The sequence below is a fragment of the Epilithonimonas sp. genome (genome assembly GCF_032054305.1).
Classification (GTDB): domain Bacteria; phylum Bacteroidota; class Bacteroidia; order Flavobacteriales; family Weeksellaceae; genus Epilithonimonas.
Genome location: NZ_DAMBSX010000006.1, coordinates 102,441 through 124,760, shown reverse-complemented (window position 1 = coordinate 124,760; position 22,320 = coordinate 102,441). Strand labels below are relative to the sequence as shown.

18 protein-coding genes are annotated in these 22,320 nt (G+C 32.5%); 2 read left to right on the top strand and 16 right to left on the bottom strand.

What is annotated here, in order from left to right:
* Window positions 1-77: 77 nt before the first annotated feature.
* The 6 genes from RTX21_RS14000 to RTX21_RS13975 form a co-directional block, all read right to left on the bottom strand.
* Window positions 78-407 carry a DUF6660 family protein gene (locus tag RTX21_RS14000; RefSeq protein ID WP_050791101.1) on the bottom strand — a complete coding sequence of 110 codons (330 nt, stop codon included), beginning with the start codon at window positions 405-407 and terminating at the stop codon, window positions 78-80.
* A 417-nt stretch (window positions 408-824) separates the two neighbouring features.
* Window positions 825-2,096 (bottom strand): ATP-binding protein, encoded by a 1,272-nt coding sequence (locus RTX21_RS13995; RefSeq protein ID WP_002977365.1) that lies wholly within the window; start codon window positions 2,094-2,096, stop codon window positions 825-827.
* A 56-nt stretch (window positions 2,097-2,152) separates the two neighbouring features.
* Window positions 2,153-7,030: a hypothetical protein gene (locus RTX21_RS13990; RefSeq protein WP_002977363.1), complete on the bottom strand. Its 4,878-nt coding sequence runs from the start codon at window positions 7,028-7,030 to the stop codon at window positions 2,153-2,155.
* Window positions 7,027-8,100 carry a ComEC/Rec2 family competence protein gene (locus RTX21_RS13985; protein ID WP_002977362.1) on the bottom strand — a complete coding sequence of 358 codons (1,074 nt, stop codon included), beginning with the start codon at window positions 8,098-8,100 and terminating at the stop codon, window positions 7,027-7,029. The genes RTX21_RS13990 and RTX21_RS13985 overlap by 4 nt, the downstream gene beginning before the upstream one ends.
* A 72-nt stretch (window positions 8,101-8,172) precedes the next feature.
* Window positions 8,173-8,778 carry an alpha-ketoglutarate-dependent dioxygenase AlkB family protein gene (locus RTX21_RS13980; protein WP_002977361.1) on the bottom strand — a complete coding sequence of 202 codons (606 nt, stop codon included), beginning with the start codon at window positions 8,776-8,778 and terminating at the stop codon, window positions 8,173-8,175.
* A 145-nt stretch (window positions 8,779-8,923) separates the two neighbouring features.
* Window positions 8,924-9,700, bottom strand: a complete 777-nt coding sequence (locus RTX21_RS13975; RefSeq protein WP_027383734.1) for a helix-turn-helix domain-containing protein — start codon at window positions 9,698-9,700, stop codon at window positions 8,924-8,926.
* A gap of 61 nt (window positions 9,701-9,761) precedes the next feature.
* Here RTX21_RS13975 and dinB point away from each other — a divergent pair, with 61 nt between their 5' ends.
* Together dinB and RTX21_RS13965 are read left to right on the top strand one after the other, a co-directional pair.
* Complete coding sequence (gene dinB / locus RTX21_RS13970; protein ID WP_027383735.1) at window positions 9,762-10,907, top strand: DNA polymerase IV; 1,146 nt, start codon at window positions 9,762-9,764, stop codon at window positions 10,905-10,907.
* An 8-nt stretch (window positions 10,908-10,915) separates the two neighbouring features.
* Window positions 10,916-13,990, top strand: a complete 3,075-nt coding sequence (locus tag RTX21_RS13965; RefSeq protein ID WP_002977358.1) for a DNA polymerase III subunit alpha — start codon at window positions 10,916-10,918, stop codon at window positions 13,988-13,990.
* A gap of 16 nt (window positions 13,991-14,006) precedes the next feature.
* Here RTX21_RS13965 and RTX21_RS13960 read toward each other — a convergent pair whose 3' ends face one another.
* The 10 genes from RTX21_RS13960 to RTX21_RS13915 all read right to left on the bottom strand — a co-directional run bounded on the left by RTX21_RS13960 (window position 14,007) and on the right by RTX21_RS13915 (window position 22,070).
* Entirely contained in the window at window positions 14,007-14,348 is a 342-nt protein-coding gene (locus RTX21_RS13960; RefSeq protein WP_002977357.1) for a DUF2511 domain-containing protein, read from the bottom strand.
* Window positions 14,349-14,427: 79 nt separating this feature from the next.
* On the bottom strand, window positions 14,428-15,276 hold the full coding sequence (locus tag RTX21_RS13955; protein WP_002977356.1) for a restriction endonuclease: 849 nt from the start codon (window positions 15,274-15,276) through the stop codon (window positions 14,428-14,430).
* Window positions 15,277-15,287: 11 nt separating this feature from the next.
* Window positions 15,288-15,737, bottom strand: coding sequence for a hypothetical protein (locus tag RTX21_RS13950; RefSeq protein ID WP_002977355.1), 450 nt, complete (start codon window positions 15,735-15,737; stop codon window positions 15,288-15,290).
* Between the two features lie 55 nt (window positions 15,738-15,792).
* The gene (locus RTX21_RS13945) at window positions 15,793-17,538 is read right to left on the bottom strand and encodes a DUF262 domain-containing protein (protein ID WP_002977354.1); all 1,746 of its coding nucleotides are present in this window, start codon (window positions 17,536-17,538) and stop codon (window positions 15,793-15,795) included.
* 82 nt (window positions 17,539-17,620) lie between these two features.
* A complete protein-coding gene (locus RTX21_RS13940) occupies window positions 17,621-18,646 on the bottom strand; it encodes a hypothetical protein (protein WP_002977353.1) in 1,026 nt (341 codons plus the stop codon).
* A gap of 90 nt (window positions 18,647-18,736) precedes the next feature.
* Window positions 18,737-19,267, bottom strand: a complete 531-nt coding sequence (locus RTX21_RS13935) for a hypothetical protein (RefSeq protein WP_002977352.1) — start codon at window positions 19,265-19,267, stop codon at window positions 18,737-18,739.
* Window positions 19,268-19,346: 79 nt separating this feature from the next.
* Complete coding sequence (locus RTX21_RS13930) at window positions 19,347-19,469, bottom strand: hypothetical protein (protein WP_002977351.1); 123 nt, start codon at window positions 19,467-19,469, stop codon at window positions 19,347-19,349.
* A gap of 124 nt (window positions 19,470-19,593) precedes the next feature.
* A complete protein-coding gene (locus RTX21_RS13925; protein ID WP_002977350.1) occupies window positions 19,594-20,295 on the bottom strand; it encodes a hypothetical protein in 702 nt (233 codons plus the stop codon).
* Between the two features lie 61 nt (window positions 20,296-20,356).
* Window positions 20,357-21,346 carry a hypothetical protein gene (locus RTX21_RS13920; RefSeq protein ID WP_002977349.1) on the bottom strand — a complete coding sequence of 330 codons (990 nt, stop codon included), beginning with the start codon at window positions 21,344-21,346 and terminating at the stop codon, window positions 20,357-20,359.
* Window positions 21,347-21,386: 40 nt separating this feature from the next.
* Complete coding sequence (locus RTX21_RS13915; protein WP_002977348.1) at window positions 21,387-22,070, bottom strand: hypothetical protein; 684 nt, start codon at window positions 22,068-22,070, stop codon at window positions 21,387-21,389.
* Window positions 22,071-22,320: the final 250 nt, after the last annotated feature.

Genomic DNA, 22,320 nt, shown 5'->3' with positions numbered 1-22,320 from the left:
GATTACAGTGCAATGATATTGCAAAGTTTCCAAGACAATTTAGATGAAAGGGAATCCTTCCATCATATCAATAAAAATTATATTTTAGGCGGTTGCCAGATTTGGTCGTACACCAAATAAGCGAAGTCGTTTTTCTGAAAATGGATTTTCTTAGAAAAAAACGCAGTAGCGATTCTTGAAAAAACTAGAATTGGTTCGATTTTATAAGATGCCACCGTGGTTCTGCAACAGTTGCAAGAACAAAATGGAGAACAAGAATCTGCCTTCGAATGTGAATCTTCTTGTGTCTTTGAACTTAAAGAATAATTGAAATCTTGCTTAAAAGACTGAGCATTTGCACTATCTAGACATGGCATTATGGATAACGCCACAAAATAGATGATGAAAAGTAGTCTTACAAATTTCATAATGCAAATGTATAAAATATAATTACCAAAAAAATATTTTATCCTAAAATTTTAAGGAAATTATACATTTGATTATGCCGAATCAAAAAAATAAAATACCTACAATACATCTAAGTCATTTATAATTATAGAAAAAAACTGATGCTTTTAGATAAAATTAGATATGTACATTTAAATAATATTGCCACCATAATTTAATTTTAACTCAATTTTTCAGTAAACTAATTTTCATTTTTTTCAAAACAAAATTATATATTAATTTACACTTGATTTTTAGATGAATAATATATTAAATTCTTATATCAATATTGGTCTTTCCAAATTATAATACTTCTTTAATATAGATGTACATATTAAATATTCAAAAAATCATCTTAAAATAGGTTCTAAAATTGAACTGAATTTACGTAATTTTCTTTAGTAACCTTTTTCTAAGAACTGTTTCTGAATCTGTAAAACTGACTCTTTTGAAGGGTAAAAACTAAAGTAATCTAAAACTTTTAAAATTATAGAACTTGAAATATTTATACCTCCCTCCAGAATTTCTAATCGTGAATATTCCTCATTAATAGTGATTTTATCTGTTTTTGTCGTTCTTATCTTCATAAGCGGCATGTGATTCTCGCTGTCCAAATGTAATCTTCTATCTTTTAACTCATTAAATATAATAGAAATACTCAAACCTTCTTTATATAATCCTTCTATTGTTAAGTGTTCAATAAAAACATATAGTTGAGTAAGATAATGTATAATACTTGTATAATAAAACAAGTATTGACCAGAAGGAAATTTTGATGCCCAAGCCCCTCTCAAATGATCACCTTCTAGCCAGTCTTCTACAAAGCTGTTAATCATGCAAAAACTCTCTGACAAATACATTCTCCACAGTTCTTTTCGAGCTCCTAAATCGGAAAAAGCCTCGTAAGAATTTTCAGCAGTAACTAAACTACCCTCGTGTAACGTTCTTGGTATAAATGGCAATGACCATGACGCCTTTACCTGTGCTTTTTCGACAACTTCAAGACATCTTTTAAGACTATGTAAATTACCTTTTTGAAGAGGAGTTATATAAACTTCGCAATTGCCTTTCGATTTTATTAATTCATATGATGATGTCTGCTGAAAAGCTTTTATTTCTGCGTCAAATATTTCTGCGTCAATATTGGGAATGGTATAGCCAAAACTTTTTCTGCGTTGCATTAATCTAACGGCTGCCAACTCAATGAGATCTCGCAAATCGCTGACATTTGATATGGCTGCGCTTTCAGGTCTCTTATTTGTATTTCTATAATACAAAGTACTTGCTCTCATTTCTCCGTCCAGAGTTTTTTTACAAAGAGTTGGAATTTCTTTGAAAGAGAAGATCTTGATTACCACATATTTTAATTCGTTTCTATCTTCCGGAAAATAGACATTGAAATCTACCATTGGTTCTGCATATTTTGAAACCTGATCTCGCATTTCATCATATTTGTAAGTGATAATATTTTTCTGGTCAACTCCTACATTAATAAATTCATTATCCTTTTCCTCAATTCCAATTACAATGTGACCTCCATCTGGTAGATTTGACATTGCCAAGATATCTTTTGTTAGCTTCTTATAATCCCAAGGACTGTTTGCTTTAAAATCTAGTGAAGGGCTTTCCGTTTGACCCTCAATCAATCTTATAAAATCTTCTGTATTCATTTATTTTCCAATTTTATTAATATATTTCCCAAAAATATCTCACGACAAAATGTTAATTATTTAAATTGAAGTAATTCTTCTCGTAACATATAGGCTTTAGGAGAACTTCTTTTGACTAGAAAATCTAAAATAAATAGAAAGTCAGCTAAAGTATTTTTATCTCTTTTTATTTTACCACCATATTTATAAAAAGCTTTTTCAACGAATTTTTCTAAAATATCGTTCTCGACCAGTTCAGCATTTTGGCTTTGGAGCATGGGAACAATCCATGATATTGAGTTAGGCATAAAATTATAAAATGCAATGCCACTTAAAAATTTTATCGATGAATTAATTCTGTTAAATCCTAAAGTAATTATAAAATCTTTGAAATATAAGCTTTTACCATCCAATACTGACCATTTTTCAGAGCTCTCCACCCAGTCAATGTCAAAAAGAAAAATTGGTAGAAATCTCGCATTGCTGTTATTGATCATCCAATCTTTCAAAAATTCCCAAAATATCCAGAAATTTTCGAGTTGAATTCTACCTATCGCTGCTCTAATAAACTCTTCAACTAACTTATATATAAATTTTAAATAATCATCAGGGATACTTTTTTCAGGTGTTTCTATACTTGAATCAAGTATTTTTTTTAAGAGAGGTAATGATAATTCTGTAGGCTGATTCAGCAGATATCGTGGATAATAAAAAGTAAATGCATGTCTACTTTCATAAAAATCCAGCATGCTTGATTTGGGATCATTTAAAAAAACAGTGTGTAGTGTCAGAACATCCTGAATAAATTTGTGGTGAGCAGGAAGAGCCGTATTCCATGGGATGATACGAAGCATGTCATCCAAGTACCACTGAGTATGTAAGTCTAATGAAACGATAATTTCATCAGGTATGTTTATACTTCCTTTGATAACAGAATTAATTAGTACTTCCGACCAATTGTCTTCTTCCGACTTATTAAAATCACGAGCACTTAATTTCCCTTGATGATATAACATTCGCTTTCTCTCGCTTTCTTTATTTTGTGCCTTTAGAATTACGATGGCTTCTGCTAATCCATACCAACAGTTTAAAACAAAATCAGGTTCAAATAATACTAATTCCTGTAAAATAGCGTGCTGCAAAGCGATTCGTTCCCTAGCGTCAAGACCCTTTAAAAGTAAACGGAAAATTAATTCTTTAACCTTCAATTTTAAATCTTGCTCAATATCAACTTTAAAAATATAGCATAATCCTTTAAGAGAAGGTATATTATCCAATAAATCAAAATTAATAGCGTATGGATCTGTTTTCGCTAATTTTTTTGCTTCTAAATTGATAATAGTTTCACAACACCATGCAATTTCATCAGGTTGAAGTTGATTTGAAAAGTCACGAAGAGCAATAGACGCCATAGTACCTGGAGAAACCATAATTTCTCGTCTACCATCTAGTTGCAAAATAAATTCATATCCTATTTTCCAAGTTTCATAGTTATGATCATCAACTTCTTCGTATTCGAAAACTTTTCTTGCCCAAGTCGTATTAGCTGTCGGAACTGTATAATCATTCCCACTTTCTACAACATTTCTAATTGTATCATCATATCCGGGAACTACCTGAACATAATTTTCATATCCCTTTTGATTAAAATGTTTAAATTCATACTTTCTAGCATCCATATCAAACAAAAACTTTTTAAAAAGCCAATCATCTTCCTTGACATTCTCCCACATTCTGTCGACCTGTTTGAATAAAAGTTCATTATACTCTCGTTGATAAAACATATAGTCAGCCACAAATCCAACTAAACCTACATAATACTTATTGCGATGAATTCTTTGATTTGCGGCAATTCGTTCTTTTCTTTCGAATTCTTCGTCATTATAGACATTGCTTCTCATCATATCCGAAGTAGACCTTGTAGAATCCCACTTAAAAAACAGTGGGACACCTAATAAGGAGACAGAAGTTTCATCAACTAAATTAGGAAATGCTTGTAAAATGCTGCAGACCACTCCTAAAATGGCAATATTGTTAGACTCTCTTATCAACCTGTCTAAAAATATGCGTGCTGTTGAAAAATCTTTTTTATCCCCAATTTCTAACAAAGTCTTTTCCAAAGCCATCAGCACTGATATTAAGACCTTATCATAAATTGAAAATCCTCGGTACATAGACCAGTACTCAGGATTCCCATAGTATACACCACACGATCCATCTTCAAAAACAACCTCAATCCTTTCCACCCCTCTCTTTTTTAAAGACAGAAGAATTTCATAATTTTTTTCAAAAGCATCATTTAAAAATGGAATAAGGAAATCAAGAGCTTTTTCACCGTGATACAAAAACATCCAATAAAAAAAAGTCTGATAACCTGATGGTAATCCATAATCATATTCTAAATCTTTATTTAAACCAAAATCATTTACTTTAGGCTCTCGAATAAGCATACTATTAATACTCCCCGGTGCATATTTCTCTTCCTTTTGAGCCCAGTCTTCAGTAGCCATTTGAATAACTTCTTCAGGGAAAAAGCGACAAATTTGATCTGAAATAACACCTCCGGTAATATAAGCTCTTATTTCTCGTAGAAAAGCAGGATCAGTCCATCTTTCATTACCTGTTTCAGGAATCAAGCAAGCTTGAATAATCGAAGCAATAAGTTCCTGATCGGCTGCCGTCAATTTAAAAAGAATTTTAATATATTTTTTTAAATATTCAGAAGATCTCCTGCCTAATCTCCTCTGAATTGAACGACCCTGCAACCTAAAAATAAAATCTTCCAACAGAAAAGCAGCGCTTTTTGCACCAGATGGAAGTATGCCTTGGTTAAATTCAGGGAGCTGTTTTGACCATGATTCAATAAGAGTCAAATGTTTTAATTCAAAATTTTGCAGCTTAATTTCATTAATATTAGCTTTGATAAAATCAATTATATAATCCCATCCGGAGCCAATAGGCAGAAGATCATTAAAATTTCTTTTTTGAGGATCTATTTTTTTACAACTCGTTTGTAGTAAATAGATTATGCGATCCAACAATTTCGCTTCATCTTCAAGAAGCTGTACTTTTAAACTATCCAGTAGTACTTTGGAATGATTTGATCTAAGTGAAACAATCAGTAGCTCATCTTTCCATGAAGGGGACAAAGTATCATCACTTAAGAGCTCGTGCATAAAATATACGGAAGCTTCCGGTTCATATTCATAAAACTCTTCCATCCATAATCTGAATGCCCTTCTCATGGCGGGAGTATTTTCTATCGAAAGTAAAAAATCTTTTGAGTTTGCAATCTCCGATTTTTGATTTCTTATAAATCTGATCAATGCCCAATCTTCCAATATGTCGTGAGAAGGACTGTAAGCACTGGTATCGGACATATCATCCAACTGTAGAATATTATCTTTAACAAGATCAGCAGTCACACTGTTATCGCTCTCATATGTTGTAAAAAGAGACATTTCTCTAGATCTTTTAAGACAAATCTCATAGAAAACAGTTCCTCGTCGTGATTGATTGTCTTCAACAATATATTTCCACATTAACCTTTTAAATTGTAACTCGTCCAAGTGTTCCTCACTTAATAGTTCTGGTATAATTCGTACAGCTTTATCAAGATAATAAGGAGTTCTCAAAAGATGCTTAATCTTAGAATTTTCCATCAATGGCAGTAAGTCAGGAATTTTTTCAACGATTAATTCAACCTCAGCATCATTAAATTCACCTACTTGAAAATAAGCAATATTTTCTGGCAGCTCATAATAGTAATCGATTTTAAACTTCTGTAATAAGTAGTCTCTTATTGTTAAAACTATAGTTATATTTTTATTTTTTTCCAGTATCTGAAGTAGTTCATTAAATGCTCCCGAGCTACCTGACTCTATTAGTTTTTCAAAGCTTTCTATCCAAATTAAAAAATACTTATTTGATAAAGGACTTGCCAATATTTGTTCGATACTAACTTTACATCCGGCTTTTATCAAAGCTTCACTAATTGTTTCACAATACAGGTTTTCAGCGGTAAAAGTTAAAACACTACGATCTCCAGACATTTTCAAATCACTTACAGCTGATTTTGTCAAAGCCGATTTTCCAACTCCCGGGTTTCCATGAACCACTACAAGATTCTTTTCTTTAAGCAATTGCAGGAGGTCTATATTATCACGAGGAACATTAAAATCTCCGATTTTTTCTCTAGTTCTAGAATTAGTGGTTTGTTCATTTTTTTCCATTTCTTCATAACTTAAGAGAACATCTTTATCTGTCTCCGGTTTGATAGAATTGATCAGACTGAACTTAGGATATGGAATCAGCTTATTGTATGCTAAAACTTTGGTCGCCAAAAAAAATCCACCGTCCTCGTATGTATGAATAATACCTGTAAAATAAGTTTTTCCATACAAGATAGAATAAGCGCCACTTCCAGACAATCCTTCAACATTTTCCAAGGCCTGTTGATAATATGTATCGAGAGAATTTTCAGACTTTAGTGTAAATTTATATCGATTGCTCTTGATATCTTCGATAAATTTCATAGGAAAAGATCGATCTGCCTCTTGATCATTAAAATTAGCATACCCTCTAATTTGATAATCTTCCACCATTTCATCAGTATCAATTACCTGACAAAAAAATTGTTTACCTGTAAGTGGAAGAATATTCTTTTTAGAAAGAATCAACAATGCCATATCCTCATCATCATCTGACACAATAACAATATCTGTTTCGGTCAAATTGTATGAATGAAATTCTGATGTTTCCTGATTAAAAATCTCTTCAAGTTTAATATCCGTATTTACATATTCTTTATCGAACTTTTTACCTTCTAAACAATGTTTTGCAGTCAAGACATACACGTCATCAACATCAGGACTCGGGTAGAAAATTACTGCTGTAGCAATTTCGTGGTTACATCTGATTTTGATTGTAGAAAGCTGTGGTATATTTTCATTCATATTTTATGAGTTAAGGGCAGGTACGAAAGTTCTAAGCTGTCAGGTCCTATTTGTGAATAATCACATTCAAATGTATATCTTTCAAAAGCGTCGTCATCGACCTCAAAGATATTTCTCAATTCTTGAGTATCACAAGCAAAATGAATTTTGATAATTTCAGAATTTCTTCTCTCGTTCGTAATGATTCTAACTATAGTCTCTTTATCCGGATGTCTGTTATGGATACCGTTTCCAGTTATCACATAACAATTGGTCTGAACTATTTCCAGCAATTTAGGGCAGGTATTGGCTTTACTGCCATGATGTGATAATTGCATAAACTTCACGGGCAGTGGCCGATCTTTATTATACCCCAATGCATCTAAACTGTCAATTATATCAGAGGGATGACTGTCGGCTAATAAGAGTACTTTTACCTTATCAAACTCGGCAAGAACAGCAATAGAGCTTCCATTAACAGGATCTGTATCCGGTTTAAATTCATTCCCTGTAAGTTCTTCAATTATTTTTTTATGGTCGGATTGATTTTCTTTTCTACCAATTTTACCATTACTTTCTTCTTCTTTCCACAATTCTGTTGCAGCAGCTTCCTTTTCAGGTGTAGGTGAAAGAATGGTCATTTTAAAACCAAAACATTCAATTGGTAATGTTTCAGTATTTATTGGCACTGTGGTAAGAAGATTATTTGCAGTTAAAAAATCCCTAAGTAAAATCCCGTCACCGACTGAGATTTTCCCATTAGATTCCTTTATCATCTCAGGAGAATGATTAAATAAAAAATTCTTTACAGCGTCTTGTTTATTTTCAATTTTTTTGTCCACGACAAAACCTTTTACGGCACCGATATGGTCGCGATCTATATGGCTGATAATCCAATTTTCAATTTGTTCGCCAGAAGACAAAATTTCTTTTATTAATGGGGCAAAAGAATTTTTGTACTCTTTACCATATCCTCCATCAATAAGTATATTATGCCATTGGGAATCTGTTCCTAAAAATCTGATAAAAATAGCATCACCGCCGCCGATATCGAAAAAATGAAAACTAATCCGATGTGTTTTTTGAGTCATAAAATAATGGTTATTAATACTTTCTTATTTTTTCTAAAATAGGAAAAGTTAATTGGATAAGTAAGAGTTTATTTAAATAATTAAACGAAAGGTCAAATTAATCCTTTCTTTCATTTTTACTGTTGATTTAGCAATTCGATGTTCCCAGTTTTCCTGTAAATCCCCTTTCATAATGAGTAACGAACCGTGAGGCAATGGCAAACTGTATTTGCTCTGATGATGGTCTTTTTTTCTGAAATCAAAGTTTCTGGTTTGACCTAAACTGATTGATGCAATCACAGGTCGTTTTCCATAGCGGCTTTCTTTATCTCTGTGCCATGCCACGGAATCATTATTATCACGATACAGGTTTAATAAAACACCATTGAACTGATACCCAAATTCTTTTTCTATCCTTTCTTTTAAAGTATAAAGCTCGGGAGTCCAAGGATTAGTTCCTGAAACATTTCCGTCTGAATCGTAAGAGCTATCATTTCCTCCATACCAAGCAGTAAGGCGGGGTGTTACAACTGTTTTATCATACATCTTCTGAGTTCGCTGTTCCCAAGGTGTCGTTTTCAGCAGTATATCTTTCAATTCATCGGCTTCTTTGCTGCTCAGGAAATGTTCCTTGTATTCCAAAAGGTCTTTTGGAAATTTATAAAACTCTTCCGTATCAAATAAACTCAGCTGACTCATTGCAATTTTCTATTAAAATATTTATATTTGATCTGGCCCGTTTATACGGGATTTTTTTCATCATTTGTGTTTTTGCTTCCCTTAGGAGATTTTTTTTTATGAAGTAATGTTAGGAAACTTATTTTTGAGCTTTATTCAAATGAATTCAATTCTTATCTCCTATTTTTTCTTTAATCTGTTTGATATCGGTCTTGATCTCTGTCATAAAGTTTTGAATATTACGTTCTGCAAATTCATCAGCTCCATATTCTATCGTATTGATACTACAGGCAAATTCCCAGATCTCTTTAATTTCAGATAATGGAATTTTATATGGCTCATAAAATTGATTGTCAGCTTTTACCCATATACTGTCTGCTTCATGAAACTGGAATCTTTTGTAACTGATTCCATCATTAGTGGTGATGAAAATATAAGTCCGGTCCGTTTTCAGATCAGAAAGATTTTCTACATATTTTCCAACAATATAAGTTCCGTTCTTATAAGGCGGCATAGAATCTCCGTCCGCTGGAAACGCTCTAAACTTCCCACCTTTTAAAAAAGGTAAGGATATCGTTTCCAAACTTTCTATGTATTCCGGATCTCCATAACCGTTCAGATAACCCATAGAGGCTTTTTGTGGAATAATCTCAATCTGATCGTTTCCATCCTGATCAACCCTGATAGGCAGAACAATCCTATTGTCAGGGAGCTCCATAATCTCATCAATCGAATATTTGCTGACGTTGATGGTCAAAAGTAAATCGATGCTGATATTATAATATCTTGAAATTTTCACTAAAATATCAAGGGGTGGCGCTGCGGCATCATCTTCATACTTACTATATCGGCCTCGGGTAATTAAAAGATCATCGGCAACCTTTTGTTGAGACAGATTGAGCTTACCTCTTAAATACCGCATGTTTTCTGATAAAATTGACATTGCTATAAATTATAGCAACAAATATACAATTTTTTGCTACAAATCGTGATAATTTTGTCAAATGGAACGAGCGATTGCACATATGGATCTGGATACATTCTTTGTTTCCTGTGAACGGCTGAGAGACTCTGTATTGGAGAATCAGCCCGTGATCATAGGTGGCGGAGATCGTGGTGTAGTAGCATCTTGTTCCTATGAAGCCAGGAAATTTGGGGTTCGTTCTGCGATGCCTTTGCGAATGGCTTTACGCTTATGTCCCGAAGCGCAGGTTATCAAAGGTGATATGGAGTATTATTCCAAAATGTCACATTTGGTGACTGAAATCATTCAGGAAAAAGTTCCTGTTATGGAAAAAGCAAGTGTAGACGAGTTCTATCTTGATCTGTCGGGCATGGATAAGTTCTTCGGCTGCTATCAATGGACAACCGAAATTGCGGAAGCGGTAAAGAAAAATACAGGTCTACCTATTAGTTTTGCATTGTCTACCAATAAAACAGTTTCAAAGATTGGAACAGGTGAAGCAAAGCCAGCCGGTAAATTAGAATTAAAACCGCTCGCAATACAGCCTTTTTTAAATCCTTTATCCGTCAGAAAGATTCCTATGGTTGGTGATGTGACCTTTGAACTCCTTTCAAGATTAGGTGTAAGAAAGATTGAAACACTTGCTAAAATGCCAGTGGATGTGCTTCAGGAATTAATTGGAAAAAATGGAACTGAGTTATGGAAAAAAGCCAATGGCATTGATTTAAATCCTGTGATTCAATATTCAGAGCGTAAATCCATATCAACTGAAACAACTTTTTCCGAAGACACCATCGATATTCCGAATATCAGAAGTATTCTTTCCGGAATGGTTGAACAGTTATGCTACCAGTTAAGACAGGAAAAATGGCTGACCTCAACGGTATCAGTAAGAATAAGATATGCCAACTTTGATACAGAGACTAAACAATGTAAGGTGGCTTATACCTCAGCAGACCACACATTGCTGAAATATATTCTGGAACTCTTCAAGAAAGTTTATACCCGAAGAATGAGAATTCGTCTTGTAGGTGTCAAGTTTACAGGACTGGTTCACGGAAGCCATCAGATGAATCTTTTTGAAGATACCGAAGAGCTGATCTCATTATATCAGACCATGGATAAAATGAAAGACCGTTTTGGTGCTAAAAGCCTTGGAAGGGCTTCCGGTTTTTTGACTCAATAAATAAAATTATGTTCCTCAATTGTCATACCTATCATAGCCTTCGTTATGGGACTATTTCTGTTGAAGAATTAGTTGATCTGGCTATGGATTATAAGCTGAAAGTTCTTGCGCTAACTGATATCAATACCGTAACGGGAATCTATCAGTTTTATAAACTGTGTGAAGATAAAGGCATTAAACCTATTGTAGGCGTTGATGTCAGAGTTGAAAATGAGCAGTATTATATATGCTTAGCGAAGAACCCGAAAGGAATAGCTGAAGTCAACAGGCTTTTGACCGATTATAATTGTGAAAATATTGAAATTCCAAAATCTAATCCTCAATTAGAAAACTGCTTTGTGATTTATACTTTACAAAATAAACCTGATATATTATTGGAACACGAGTTTATCGGAATCAGACAAGATGAGTTAAACCTTTTAATCAATTCTGAATTCAAATCCCTCACTCATAAAATGGTTATCCTTCATCCGGTAACGTTTAAGACTGATGACGAATACGAACTTCATAAAATATTACGAGCCATAGATGGTAATATTCTTTTTACAAAACTGGCTGAAAAAGATTATTGTAGAAAAGATGAGTTGTTTATGAGTAAGAAAACTCTTCTCGATCAGTTTAAGCATTACCCAGAAATCGTTGAAAACACGAAATTTATCGTCAGTCAATGCAGTTTTGATTTTGAATTTAAAACCCCGAAGAATAAAAAATATTATACTGACAGCAAGGAAAATGACTTTAAATTGTTATCCCAGCTTGCTTATGAAGGTTTATCTCATAGATATCCTGATAATAACAGACAGGCTATTGAGAGAGCTGAAAAAGAATTAACAGTTATTCATCAACTTAATTTTTGCGGCTACTTCTTGATTACTTGGGATATTATTCAATACAGTAAGCGTATGGGTTTTATGCACGTCGGAAGAGGAAGTGGCGCTAACAGTATTATAGCTTATTGTTTAGGCATTTCCGACATATGTCCTCTAGAGCTAGATTTGTACTTTGAGCGTTTTCTAAACTTAAACCGTAAAAGTCCTCCCGACTTCGACATCGATTGGAGTTGGAAGAATCGTGACACTATTTTGGAATACATTTTTGATAAATATGGAAAAAATCACGTTGCTTTTTGTGGAACTAATGTGGAGTTCAAGAGAAAATCGAGATTCAGAGAACTGGGAAAAGTCTTTGGACTGCCGAAAGATGAACTAGATCAGCTTTCAAAAAAACCGAGAGAACTACACGATCAAAATTCAATTGTTCAAGAGATTTATAAGTATGAACAGTTGTTAGTTGGATTTCCCAATCAAAGAAGTATGCATTCTTGTGGGATTCTTATTTCCGAAGAACCTATTACAAATTATTCAGTTTTAGAATTTCCTCCAAAAGAATTTCCAATTGTTCAGTTTGATATGCATACAGCTGAGGATATTGGTCTGGAAAAGTTTGACATTCTTTCACAAAGAGGATTGGGAACGATTAAAGATACCGTTAATCTAATTAAAGAAAAAAAGGGAATCAATGTAGATATTGAAGATACCAGAATCTCTAAGGATGAAGTCAAGTGCAATGAATTTTTGAGCATTGGAAAGACCATTGGTTGTTTCTACATTGAATCTCCAGCTATGCGTGGACTTTTGAGAAGATTAAAATGTGATAATTACAAAGTATTGGTTGCTGCATCATCAATTATTCGTCCAGGAGTTGCACAGAGTGGAATGATGCGGGAGTACATTTTCCGACACAATCATCCCGGTCAATTTGAATACTTCCACGATGTATTTGAAAAAGAATTAGGCGAAACCTATGGCATTATGGTTTATCAAGAAGATGTCATTAAAATTGCGATGCACTTTGGTGGAGTTTCTGCAGCTAATGGAGATGTTCTTCGAAGAGCTATGAGTGGTAAAGGACGATCACTTTCAGCTTTACAAAAATTAAAAGATGATTTCTTTGAATCCTGCAAAAGGAAAGGACATCCTGAGCAGCTTTCTCAGGAAGTATATCGACAGATTGAATCTTTTGCCGGCTACTCCTTTTGTAAAGCACACTCTGCTTCTTATGCCGTGGAGAGCTATCAGAGTCTGTTTCTGAAAGCCTATTACCCTATCGAATTTATGGTATCTGCTATTAATAATGGCGGTGGTTTTTACCGAACAGAAGTTTATGTACACGAGGCGAAGATGTCAGGTGCTAAAATTCATAACCCCTGCATTAACCTAAGCGAATTTCATACAACATTATATGGAACAGATGTGTACTTAGGTCTAATGCATATTGAAAAACTTGAAGCTTCTATCAAAGTAAATATCCCGGAAGAAAGGAAAGAAAACGGCGATTACGGATCATTAGAAGATTTTATAAAAAGAGTCAACATTGGTATTGAAACTTTACAGATATTAATTTTTGTCGGGGCTTTCAGATTTACCGGAAAGCAGAAACACGAACTTTTAATTGAAGCAAGATTCCTACTTTCAAAGAATCAATATAAAAGCAAGATCATATCATTATTTGAGGAACCTCAAAAAGATTATAAGCTACCGACAATAGATAGAAACCCTTTTGAAGACGCTTTTGATGAAATTGAAATTTTAGGATTTCCAGTTTCCTATTCGATCTTTGATTTACTCAAGACTAAATACAGAGGTCACGTTTTGGTTAAAGATCTCTTGAAGTATCATAAAAAACAGGTTAAAATGCTGGCATATTTAATTTCCAGGAAACACGTTCCTATCAAGATGAGAAATCATCCTGGAAAGAAAGACGATATGTATTTCGGAACATGGATCGATGCTGAAGGTGAGTATTTTGACACGGCACATTTTCCCGACAGTTTAAAACAATTTCCCTTTAAGGAAGGAGGAGTCTACCTTTTATTAGGAACTGTTGAAGTAGATTATCATTTTCCTACTATTACCATTACTAAAATGGCAAAAATGCCTTTGATTGCCGATCCGCGATATTCGATGGATGATGAAAAATCTAAAGAAATGGAAAGAAGTCTACGGGAAGACGTTAGTATGACTCACCGAAATCCCTATCCACAGGAACATGAAATTGGATTACCAAGAAAAAAGATAAACTGATTCTTTAGTATTCTTGTTATTTATTTTCACAAAGTTCCAGACCTTTAGTGATAAAATCTCCGTATGAAATTTTTAATCCAGCCCATTTGGGATCATCCAACCATATTTCATCAACTTTACTGATAGCAGCATTATTATGTGAAACACCTTTAGCAGTTCCATTTAAAGCATATGTCTTTCCATTGCTGGCCTTGCAGTAAATTTCTTTATATCCAGAACAATAAACTTCAACTTCATCAACTGAAAATGGCCATTTTTCTCCATACTCCAGCTTTGAAAATTTTATTGTATTTCGCTGGACTGGGTTAGAACACGATAATATTAATACTAAAAGTAATAAACTGTAAATAGCTTTCATTTTTTAATTTTGTCAAAGATAGATTTGAAAACTAAATTGACATTACGGGAAACCGTATTACTAAGAACATAAATAGTATTTATGACAAATCTTCTTTATTCACAACAATACCAAGCTGGGTTATAAGAAATGTCTTTTGTTCAAAGATTTGGTTCATAATCATCCATACTTTATCCACTAGAGAAAATGTTTTTTGATGGTCCTTATTAATAATAGTTAGTAAACCTGTGTAGGTAATGCTTTTTATCTTTTGATAATTTCCATTAAAAAACAGTCTATGATCTGTAAAATCGTAAGATTTCAAAACCATTTCAAAAGGTTTTTGAGTGTGTAGATTTTTTTTAAAAACCATTACAGAATCATACAATCTTATTTTTGTGCCATCTTTATTTTCAATATAAACCAAATATTGCTGTGTTTCAGGAAGTATAATTTCATTATCGTCATTTGTTTTAACAACTATTCTTGTGACCTCTGGTCTGCTCACATTGATCTTGAAAAATAAATCTAAAATTCCAAATTCAACTTCCTTCTGTTCATTATCATTATTTTCAGATTCTCTCAGCTGCACTATCTTTATATTATGATGTTCTGCAAACATTTGTGCATCCCGAGTAAATCCATTCCTTGACACAATAATTCCTCTTTGTATATCGGTATCATTGATGATAGAAAGAAGCTTCATAACTGTATCTTTAGTTACTTTTTTTTTCCAGTATTTACATTCGATAGCCGTTTTGTAAGTTTGGCAACCATCAAACTCAGCGGTCAGCACATCAATTTGATGCATAACCCCTGAATTACCTTTTATTTTACAATTCTGCCCATAACCCTCCACTGGAATATGATATTCTTTTTTTAAAGTATCATAAATATATTTTGTCAGAGATTCATAAATCTTCCAATCAAGACTGTTTAATTCATCCATCGTATTTCACATCAAATTACAACATATAGGTCTTCATCTTGATCATATATAGCCTTCCCTGATTTTACCAAAGGATTCCAAACTTTATCAATTGCTTCTGGCGTATTCCACTCACAATAATTATCAGATTTTTTCAAATTACTACTGGAAATTATCCTCTTTCCAAAAATTTCTCTACACTTTAGAAGAAGGCTGATCGAAATTCCTTTCCCCAAATAGTACTTACTACTGTCAGGATATAAGTCAACTACTTTTAAATCAGTTTCATTTTCCATCTCTAATAAAATGAGACTAAAAGAATCATCACTTTCCTTTGACTCTTCATACACTTCAAATACATAAGTAAAACCGTTATATGTCTCATTAAACATATAAGTACATCTAGAAGTAAATTGATAAGTCACATTATTTTTAGTACTTATAAAAATAAACTTTCTGGATTCATTAATCTCTAATATCATAGTGTACATTTTATTAAAAAATAAGATTATCAAACTGTTAACTAAACAAAAAAAATTAGAATTTAAGTTCCTCCATTAGTTTTACTGTCAAAATAACTTGACGCTGTTTTGCAAATTTATCAAATGATGAAAAATTTAAATCATTGGGAAAATAGTACTTTTTCTTATTAATTTTATTTGTAGAAACCCAATCTGCAAGTTGCTTTGCACCTTTTGACTTGTTTTCATTACCATCTAACATTTGGAGATTAATAATGGAATTAAAATACTCCGGATCTGTAAAGTATTCTCTATTAGAATCAGTCAATTGGATATTATTTAATTTTAGCTTTTTTTCATTGAAATTTGATATCGGATGACAATGATCAAGATTAAAATCTCCATCCTTATATTTTAAGTTAGGATAAAGTAATGCGAGTATGGGAAAAGCGTATCTATTTTCTTTCTGAGTATATAAAAGATTTTCTACAAACTCTTTATCGACGTTTATACTTTTATTGGTTTTAGAAAGCCTCTTTGCAATAGCGGCAGCAGGGAAAACTGCCGGAGACTTAGCAATTTCTTTTTTCAAAGTATCTCTGATAGCTTTTAATACACCTTCAGCTTGCCCGCCAAATATTTGATGTAGCAAAACAACATGAAGCCATTTTTTAATAATTGCTCTATCATCTTTATATGCAACTTTCTTATGAAAATCTTTTACTTTATCAGTTTTGTATAAATAATATATAATCGGAAGAACAGCATTTAATGATGTCAGTGTTTTTGGAGCATATCCAAAGTCTACAATAAGTTGAAAGACTTCTTTAATTGCTTTCCTAATATTTTCCCATTTACTTTCAAAATCTTTAGCATTCTTAATACTGAAATTGGTTACTCTAAATTTAATATCATCGTTGTACAAAATCAGATAGGTACGCAAAATCAAATCTTTGTTTACGGCAAAGCCGTATTCCTTTACAATTTCATCAACTAATCCATTAATTTCTTTGCGGGCATCTAGAATCATCCAACCTGAAATAGTTGTTGACATTACTAAATCCGAATAACTTAAGTTAATACCGCCTGAATTTATTCGTATAAAAATATCTAATGCTCTGGTAAAATCAGAACCTTTTTCAAGATAGTAGTGAATAAGTTTCTCAAGATGAACAATATCGTGAAGCCGACTCAATATCTCCTGAGCATCCTGATCTTCTATTTCGTGTTTCTTACAATAAGAATTCAGCTGTGCCATTCCGCGAATACCCAAAATATCTCCGACTTTGAACCATTTATTTCCATCTTCATTTTTTGCTTCTGAAGGTTTTAAAAACAAGAATTCATATTTTCTATCATCGTCACTATCGTTTAAGTCCTTGCTAGAATCCTTTTTATATTTAAGATTTAAATAAAGATATCTTGTAGGAATAGAGTGTTCATTATCTTTCCAAGCCAGATTATATTCGTGATAAGCATAAGAACCTTTCAACCCCAGATAAAGTGCAGTAAGGCGCTGCTGCCCGTCTAAAACGACTTCGAAGCTAGGAAGTTTTTTTGTATCAACTTCTTCTGATCTATTGAGGAATCTTTCTCTATATTTTTTTAAGATCCCATAAAATCGTTGGTTTTGTGTGTTATTACCTTCAACTCTCCAAAGCAACATTGAACCAATTGGATATTGTTGCATAAGTGAGTCAAATAACATCTCTATTTTTCCAGATGACCAAACAAAATCTCGTTGAATTGCAGGAAGTAAATATTGATTGTAATCTATTTTATCGATTGCATCTGCAATTGAAAGCGGAGGAAAAAATGACATAATTTATTTTTTAATTTTAATGTTTTTAGCTTTAAGAACTTTATGTTGATCACTTATAAAGGTCGAGATAACAAAGAGAATATCAATTACTACTCTTTTTATCAAACAAATATTTGCCTTCTTGTATTTCGAGATAGTCGATTACAAAATGCACAACTTTTCTGGCATCCTTCAGGACTTCTGGTGCTAGTCCAGGCACTTTAAATTGATTAATCTCTGAATTATAATTAATCATTTCACTATCAAAATTTTCAATCCCTTTTGGTTTACGTAATCTACAGTAAGGATTTATAATACTTAGATTTAAGGTTTCATTCAAGTTCCAGGAATTCTCAATATTTTTATTATAGAAATCTTTGTGCTTGTAATATAAGTTAGTTAAAATCACTAAGTCTACATTATTGTAATCAGCAGGGTCGCAAAAAGAACCATTAGTAAACAGACCTTCGGGGCCGTTAAGATAACCTACCCAGCTCTGCATATCCTCTCTATCACCACAGCATATTAATAAAATATTGATCTCATTTTCTTTTGATAAATCATTAAATTTTTCGTGCGCGTTAATCAGAAAATCTTTAAGATTATTATCCATACTTTTTAACTCAGAATGTTCTTTCAGAGATTTACCTTGCTTTATTAAACCTTCATCTATCGCATTGGAAAGTATTGACATTATGTCTAGCCTATTGTCAAGTCGACCATAAGTTTGATATTTGAAAGATTCTGTATTTTGTACCTTCTCTCTATTAGTAAAAGCCGCACATTTTACTTCAATATTGTATGTGAAATTGTTAGACTGAAATTTAACGTCTACATCTTTTTGATTTTTAGGGTTTACTTTAGCTTCGACCCTGAAACCATTTTTCTCACAAAAATAATTTGCAACTGCCAGCTCACAGGCACTTTGAATATAAGCTTTTTCGTCAAATTTTGCTTTTTTTAGCTGTAACTTATTTCCCCAGAGATCCTTGAAATCTCTATTGGATATAAACTGTTTAATTTTTGAAACAGATTCAATAAATTCATCAAAATAAATATTTCCGGAATTTTTTGCAATTTTAAGGTAATGACCATCCGGTACATTTAATTCATTAAATTCTTCTCTCATGAAGTGGCAATTAGTTTTGGATTTTAAGAAAATAACTTTTAGAATCACTGGGAAAGTGACTCTTAGATTTAGAGTGAATGACTTAGTTTGCTAAAGTCTCGCAAAGAAATATGCAAGATCAAAGATTTCAATTTCTTGTTTTTGATTATTAATATCATCAATATATATTCTCAAATCACCAACTCTTGTTAAAACACCTTCCATTTCTTTCTTATCGTCATACCAAGAAGTTGAATAAACTACATATAATTCTTTACCAACAACAGTTTCAAAATCAGCTTTTTTTACACTAAAGGGATCAAGAATATATTTATTAAAAATAAATAGAAAGTCAAATTCAAAGTACATATTATCGTAGAACCAATCTTTTACTGAGAGTCTAAGTTTATTACCATGCAAAGAATGATCTATAATATGTTCGTACCCAAAACGATATTCTTTTGGCTTTGGAGCATTAATCCTTAAAAGAACGACTGACTTTTCTTGGAAAATGATTCTGAATGGGCTTTTCTCTACTTGCTTTATAGAATCATGTTTCTTGATAACTGAGCAAAAACAATTGAAATCCTGATCAATTTTTAAATTATTTCTTCTCAAGAATTCAATAATGGAATGTTGCATAACGTAAATTATTAGTTTTTTATAAATTTACAAAAAAAGCCTGAATAGATATTCAGACTTTAGAATGTTTTAAACAGAGTTATTTTTTAGGTGTAGAAGGCTTACTACTTCCTCCACTTGAAGTTTTAGCAGGATTGTTTCCCCTATTTCCTCCAGAAGGATTTCCTGTTTTACTTGGCCAGTTTTTGTTTGAATTACTCATTATTTTAATTTGTTTTAGTGCCTACTACTTTTAACGTCGATGTTGGGCTAGTTTTGACATGATCATGTAATCGAAATACGTGCCAAATGTTAAAAAAAGTTAAAATAAGAAATTATTTTAGGAGCTATCCATTATAATCAAAATCAGCCAATGGATGTTTTACTCTTTCAGCGGTCGGAATTAGAGAATTGAATCTTATTATAACTTTAATTACCTGCTCAATTAGAAGAAGTTGTTCTTTACCAGTAATATTATTAGGTTGGTTTTGAATCAATTCTAATTTAACTTTTGACTTATTTATTACGGAAGTGTTATCTTCAATTTCTAAACTATGATTCGGCTTAGTGTGAATTCCAAAATTGTGCATTGTATTTCGCAAATAGAAAAAATAGATAATCACATCTCTTTCATAAGCTGTAATACCTGCAAAAAAGGAAATCATACTTAATAACTTTTCAAAAGTCTCCTTTATAGAAGTTTTATTAATTGTATTAGCCCTTGCCTCAAAGTGCTTTGCTATAGCTCTAAAGTTGGTTTCAATGGAAATAAACAGAGCATTATAAAAGGCATCTTTAATGAATCCATTAAAATTATGATCTAGATCAACCAGATCATTTTCTACAAATCCTTCCCAAATATTTTCTTGAAGATATTTAATATCACTTAAGTGTGTCGATAATTTAAGAGCAATCAGGTAATTTTGAATGCTTGATGCAATAGCATCCATTGTTATGTTTCTAACATCTTCCAGATCACCGTGATTATTATTAGAAGATGCAAAATTTAGTAATTTCGATACTAGTTCAATCTTTTCGTCAAATTCCATAGATAGTTTTTTAATTTTTATATTTTATTTATTTCAATCCGCTTTACTTCAAATACGAAAGTTATCTGAGTTTTTTGTCTACTAAAGCAAGATATTTCATTCCTGATTGGTCAAAGACATTTTCCGTTTTTTCAATTTTCATCGCGGAATATACAGCATTTGCAAATCCTGGTAATCCCCAAAGCATAGATTTTAAATCTCCGGTGGCTACAATTCCTTGCGTGGCACCAATAATCCCACATACTGATCCGAAAATAATATTTCCTATTTGACTCTCTCCCATTTTTGCGGTTAGCTCACCTTTTCTAATCACCAATTCTCTGATCTTTTCGTTAAATAAATCTGTCCCCTCTATTACTGTGGGATCAAGCACAAGTAATTCAACTCTGCTTGTAAAAGCATCTAACAGATCACCATGCTTCTCCTTGAAGCGCAACATTTTATCTAACTTTATATTTTGTGGAAATGGGATCAAACTTTCTAAAATCGTCTGCCTTTTTTTTTGGTTTTTTAGATTTTTAATACTGTAAAACCTTGACCTTAAATTATCAGTCATAGGAATTCTGTTCGTCTTAGCTCCAATTATGGTAGCTACGAACTTCATTAATTGATCTGCCGTTTTTGTTTCCACTGCATACCAATTTCCCTCTGCTCTACTGGCAAGCCCTAAATTTTCAAGACTATAGAAGACATTATCATCAAACTTATCAGCGTGTATTCTGGCAGAAGAAAACTTCTGAGAATGCACTAAATTCCTTTGACTATTATAGAATCGATTTTGTGCTTTTTCAAGTGAATTTTTATTCTTCTCAATCTCGGTAACGAAAGGTTTTGTTACTTCCCAAGGTTCATCAAATATCTCAATAGGATTTATAGGAACTATCAGAGACATTCTAACAAGCTCCATCATAAACGGGTCATAATTCCGTTCTGGTTGCCAAAGATATTCCTGAGGTACAATCGCAGCAATATCCTTGTAATAAAGAAGAGTTCTTATAGTCCAGTCATTATCCGGTACATTGATATAAGGGTAATATAAAATATCACTCATAGTAATTAGTTTTTAGTTTTTAGTTTTTACAATAATTTGGTTATTCTTTATCTAAGTCATTTCTTTTTTTAACCTGTTCGTCATGATGGTCATTAATTATGGCAAATAAATCTTTCATATTCCAAAGGTTTGTAAACATAAAAGTGGAATTATTAAATCCAGAATTAAAGCGGTTATAGATTCCCTCCGCAATATCAGAAAGTTGCTTTATTTCAGCGAGGCTTTCAACTTCTATCTCACCAAGTTTATCAGGATCGAAGTGAGCATAATAAGAGTCTCGTCTTGCTTTAATTTTCTCAACCAAAAACTCCGCCTGATTAATCTCTTCTCTGGAAATAGCAATAGCATTTTTAATATCTGCTTTATGTTTAAACAGATAGTCATATTCACCTTCACTACCATTTTCAGAAAGCTTACGATTTTTAGTCAGCATCTCTTTGAGTTCTTCGTCAAAATCGCTGTTTTCTAACTTATTCATCAATTTTTTCAGGCTGCGTTTTTCATCCTGAACAAACAGTTTAGACAATGTTAGTGTTGCAAAGGAATAAGCTAGTGCTACATAATGCCCTAAAAAATAACTAAAAGGAGCAATTTTTTCTCTGCTTTCATTATTTTGCTCAATAATCTCGTCAATATTTGAAGTGCAGATAACTAGATCACGAATCATAATTTGGAAATACTGCATAAAGCTATTCAGCTCATCTTTTGTAAAAATATTTTTCATTAAACTAATATAAAAAATTGTTTTTAGTTGTTTCTCCAAACATTTACATCCGTGTAGACAAGCTTTTTCAGCTCATTAAATCGAGTATCATCCAGATCTTTTCCGCAAATGACTTCATGCAAGACCCCCGCGTAATCTTTAATTTCTTGGTTAACAATTTTTGCAACTGTTTCCAGTTGATCTTCTGTAAGATTTATATTTTTATTTTATTATTATCTAGGTTGATAATCTTTAAGGTTTAGTTATAGAT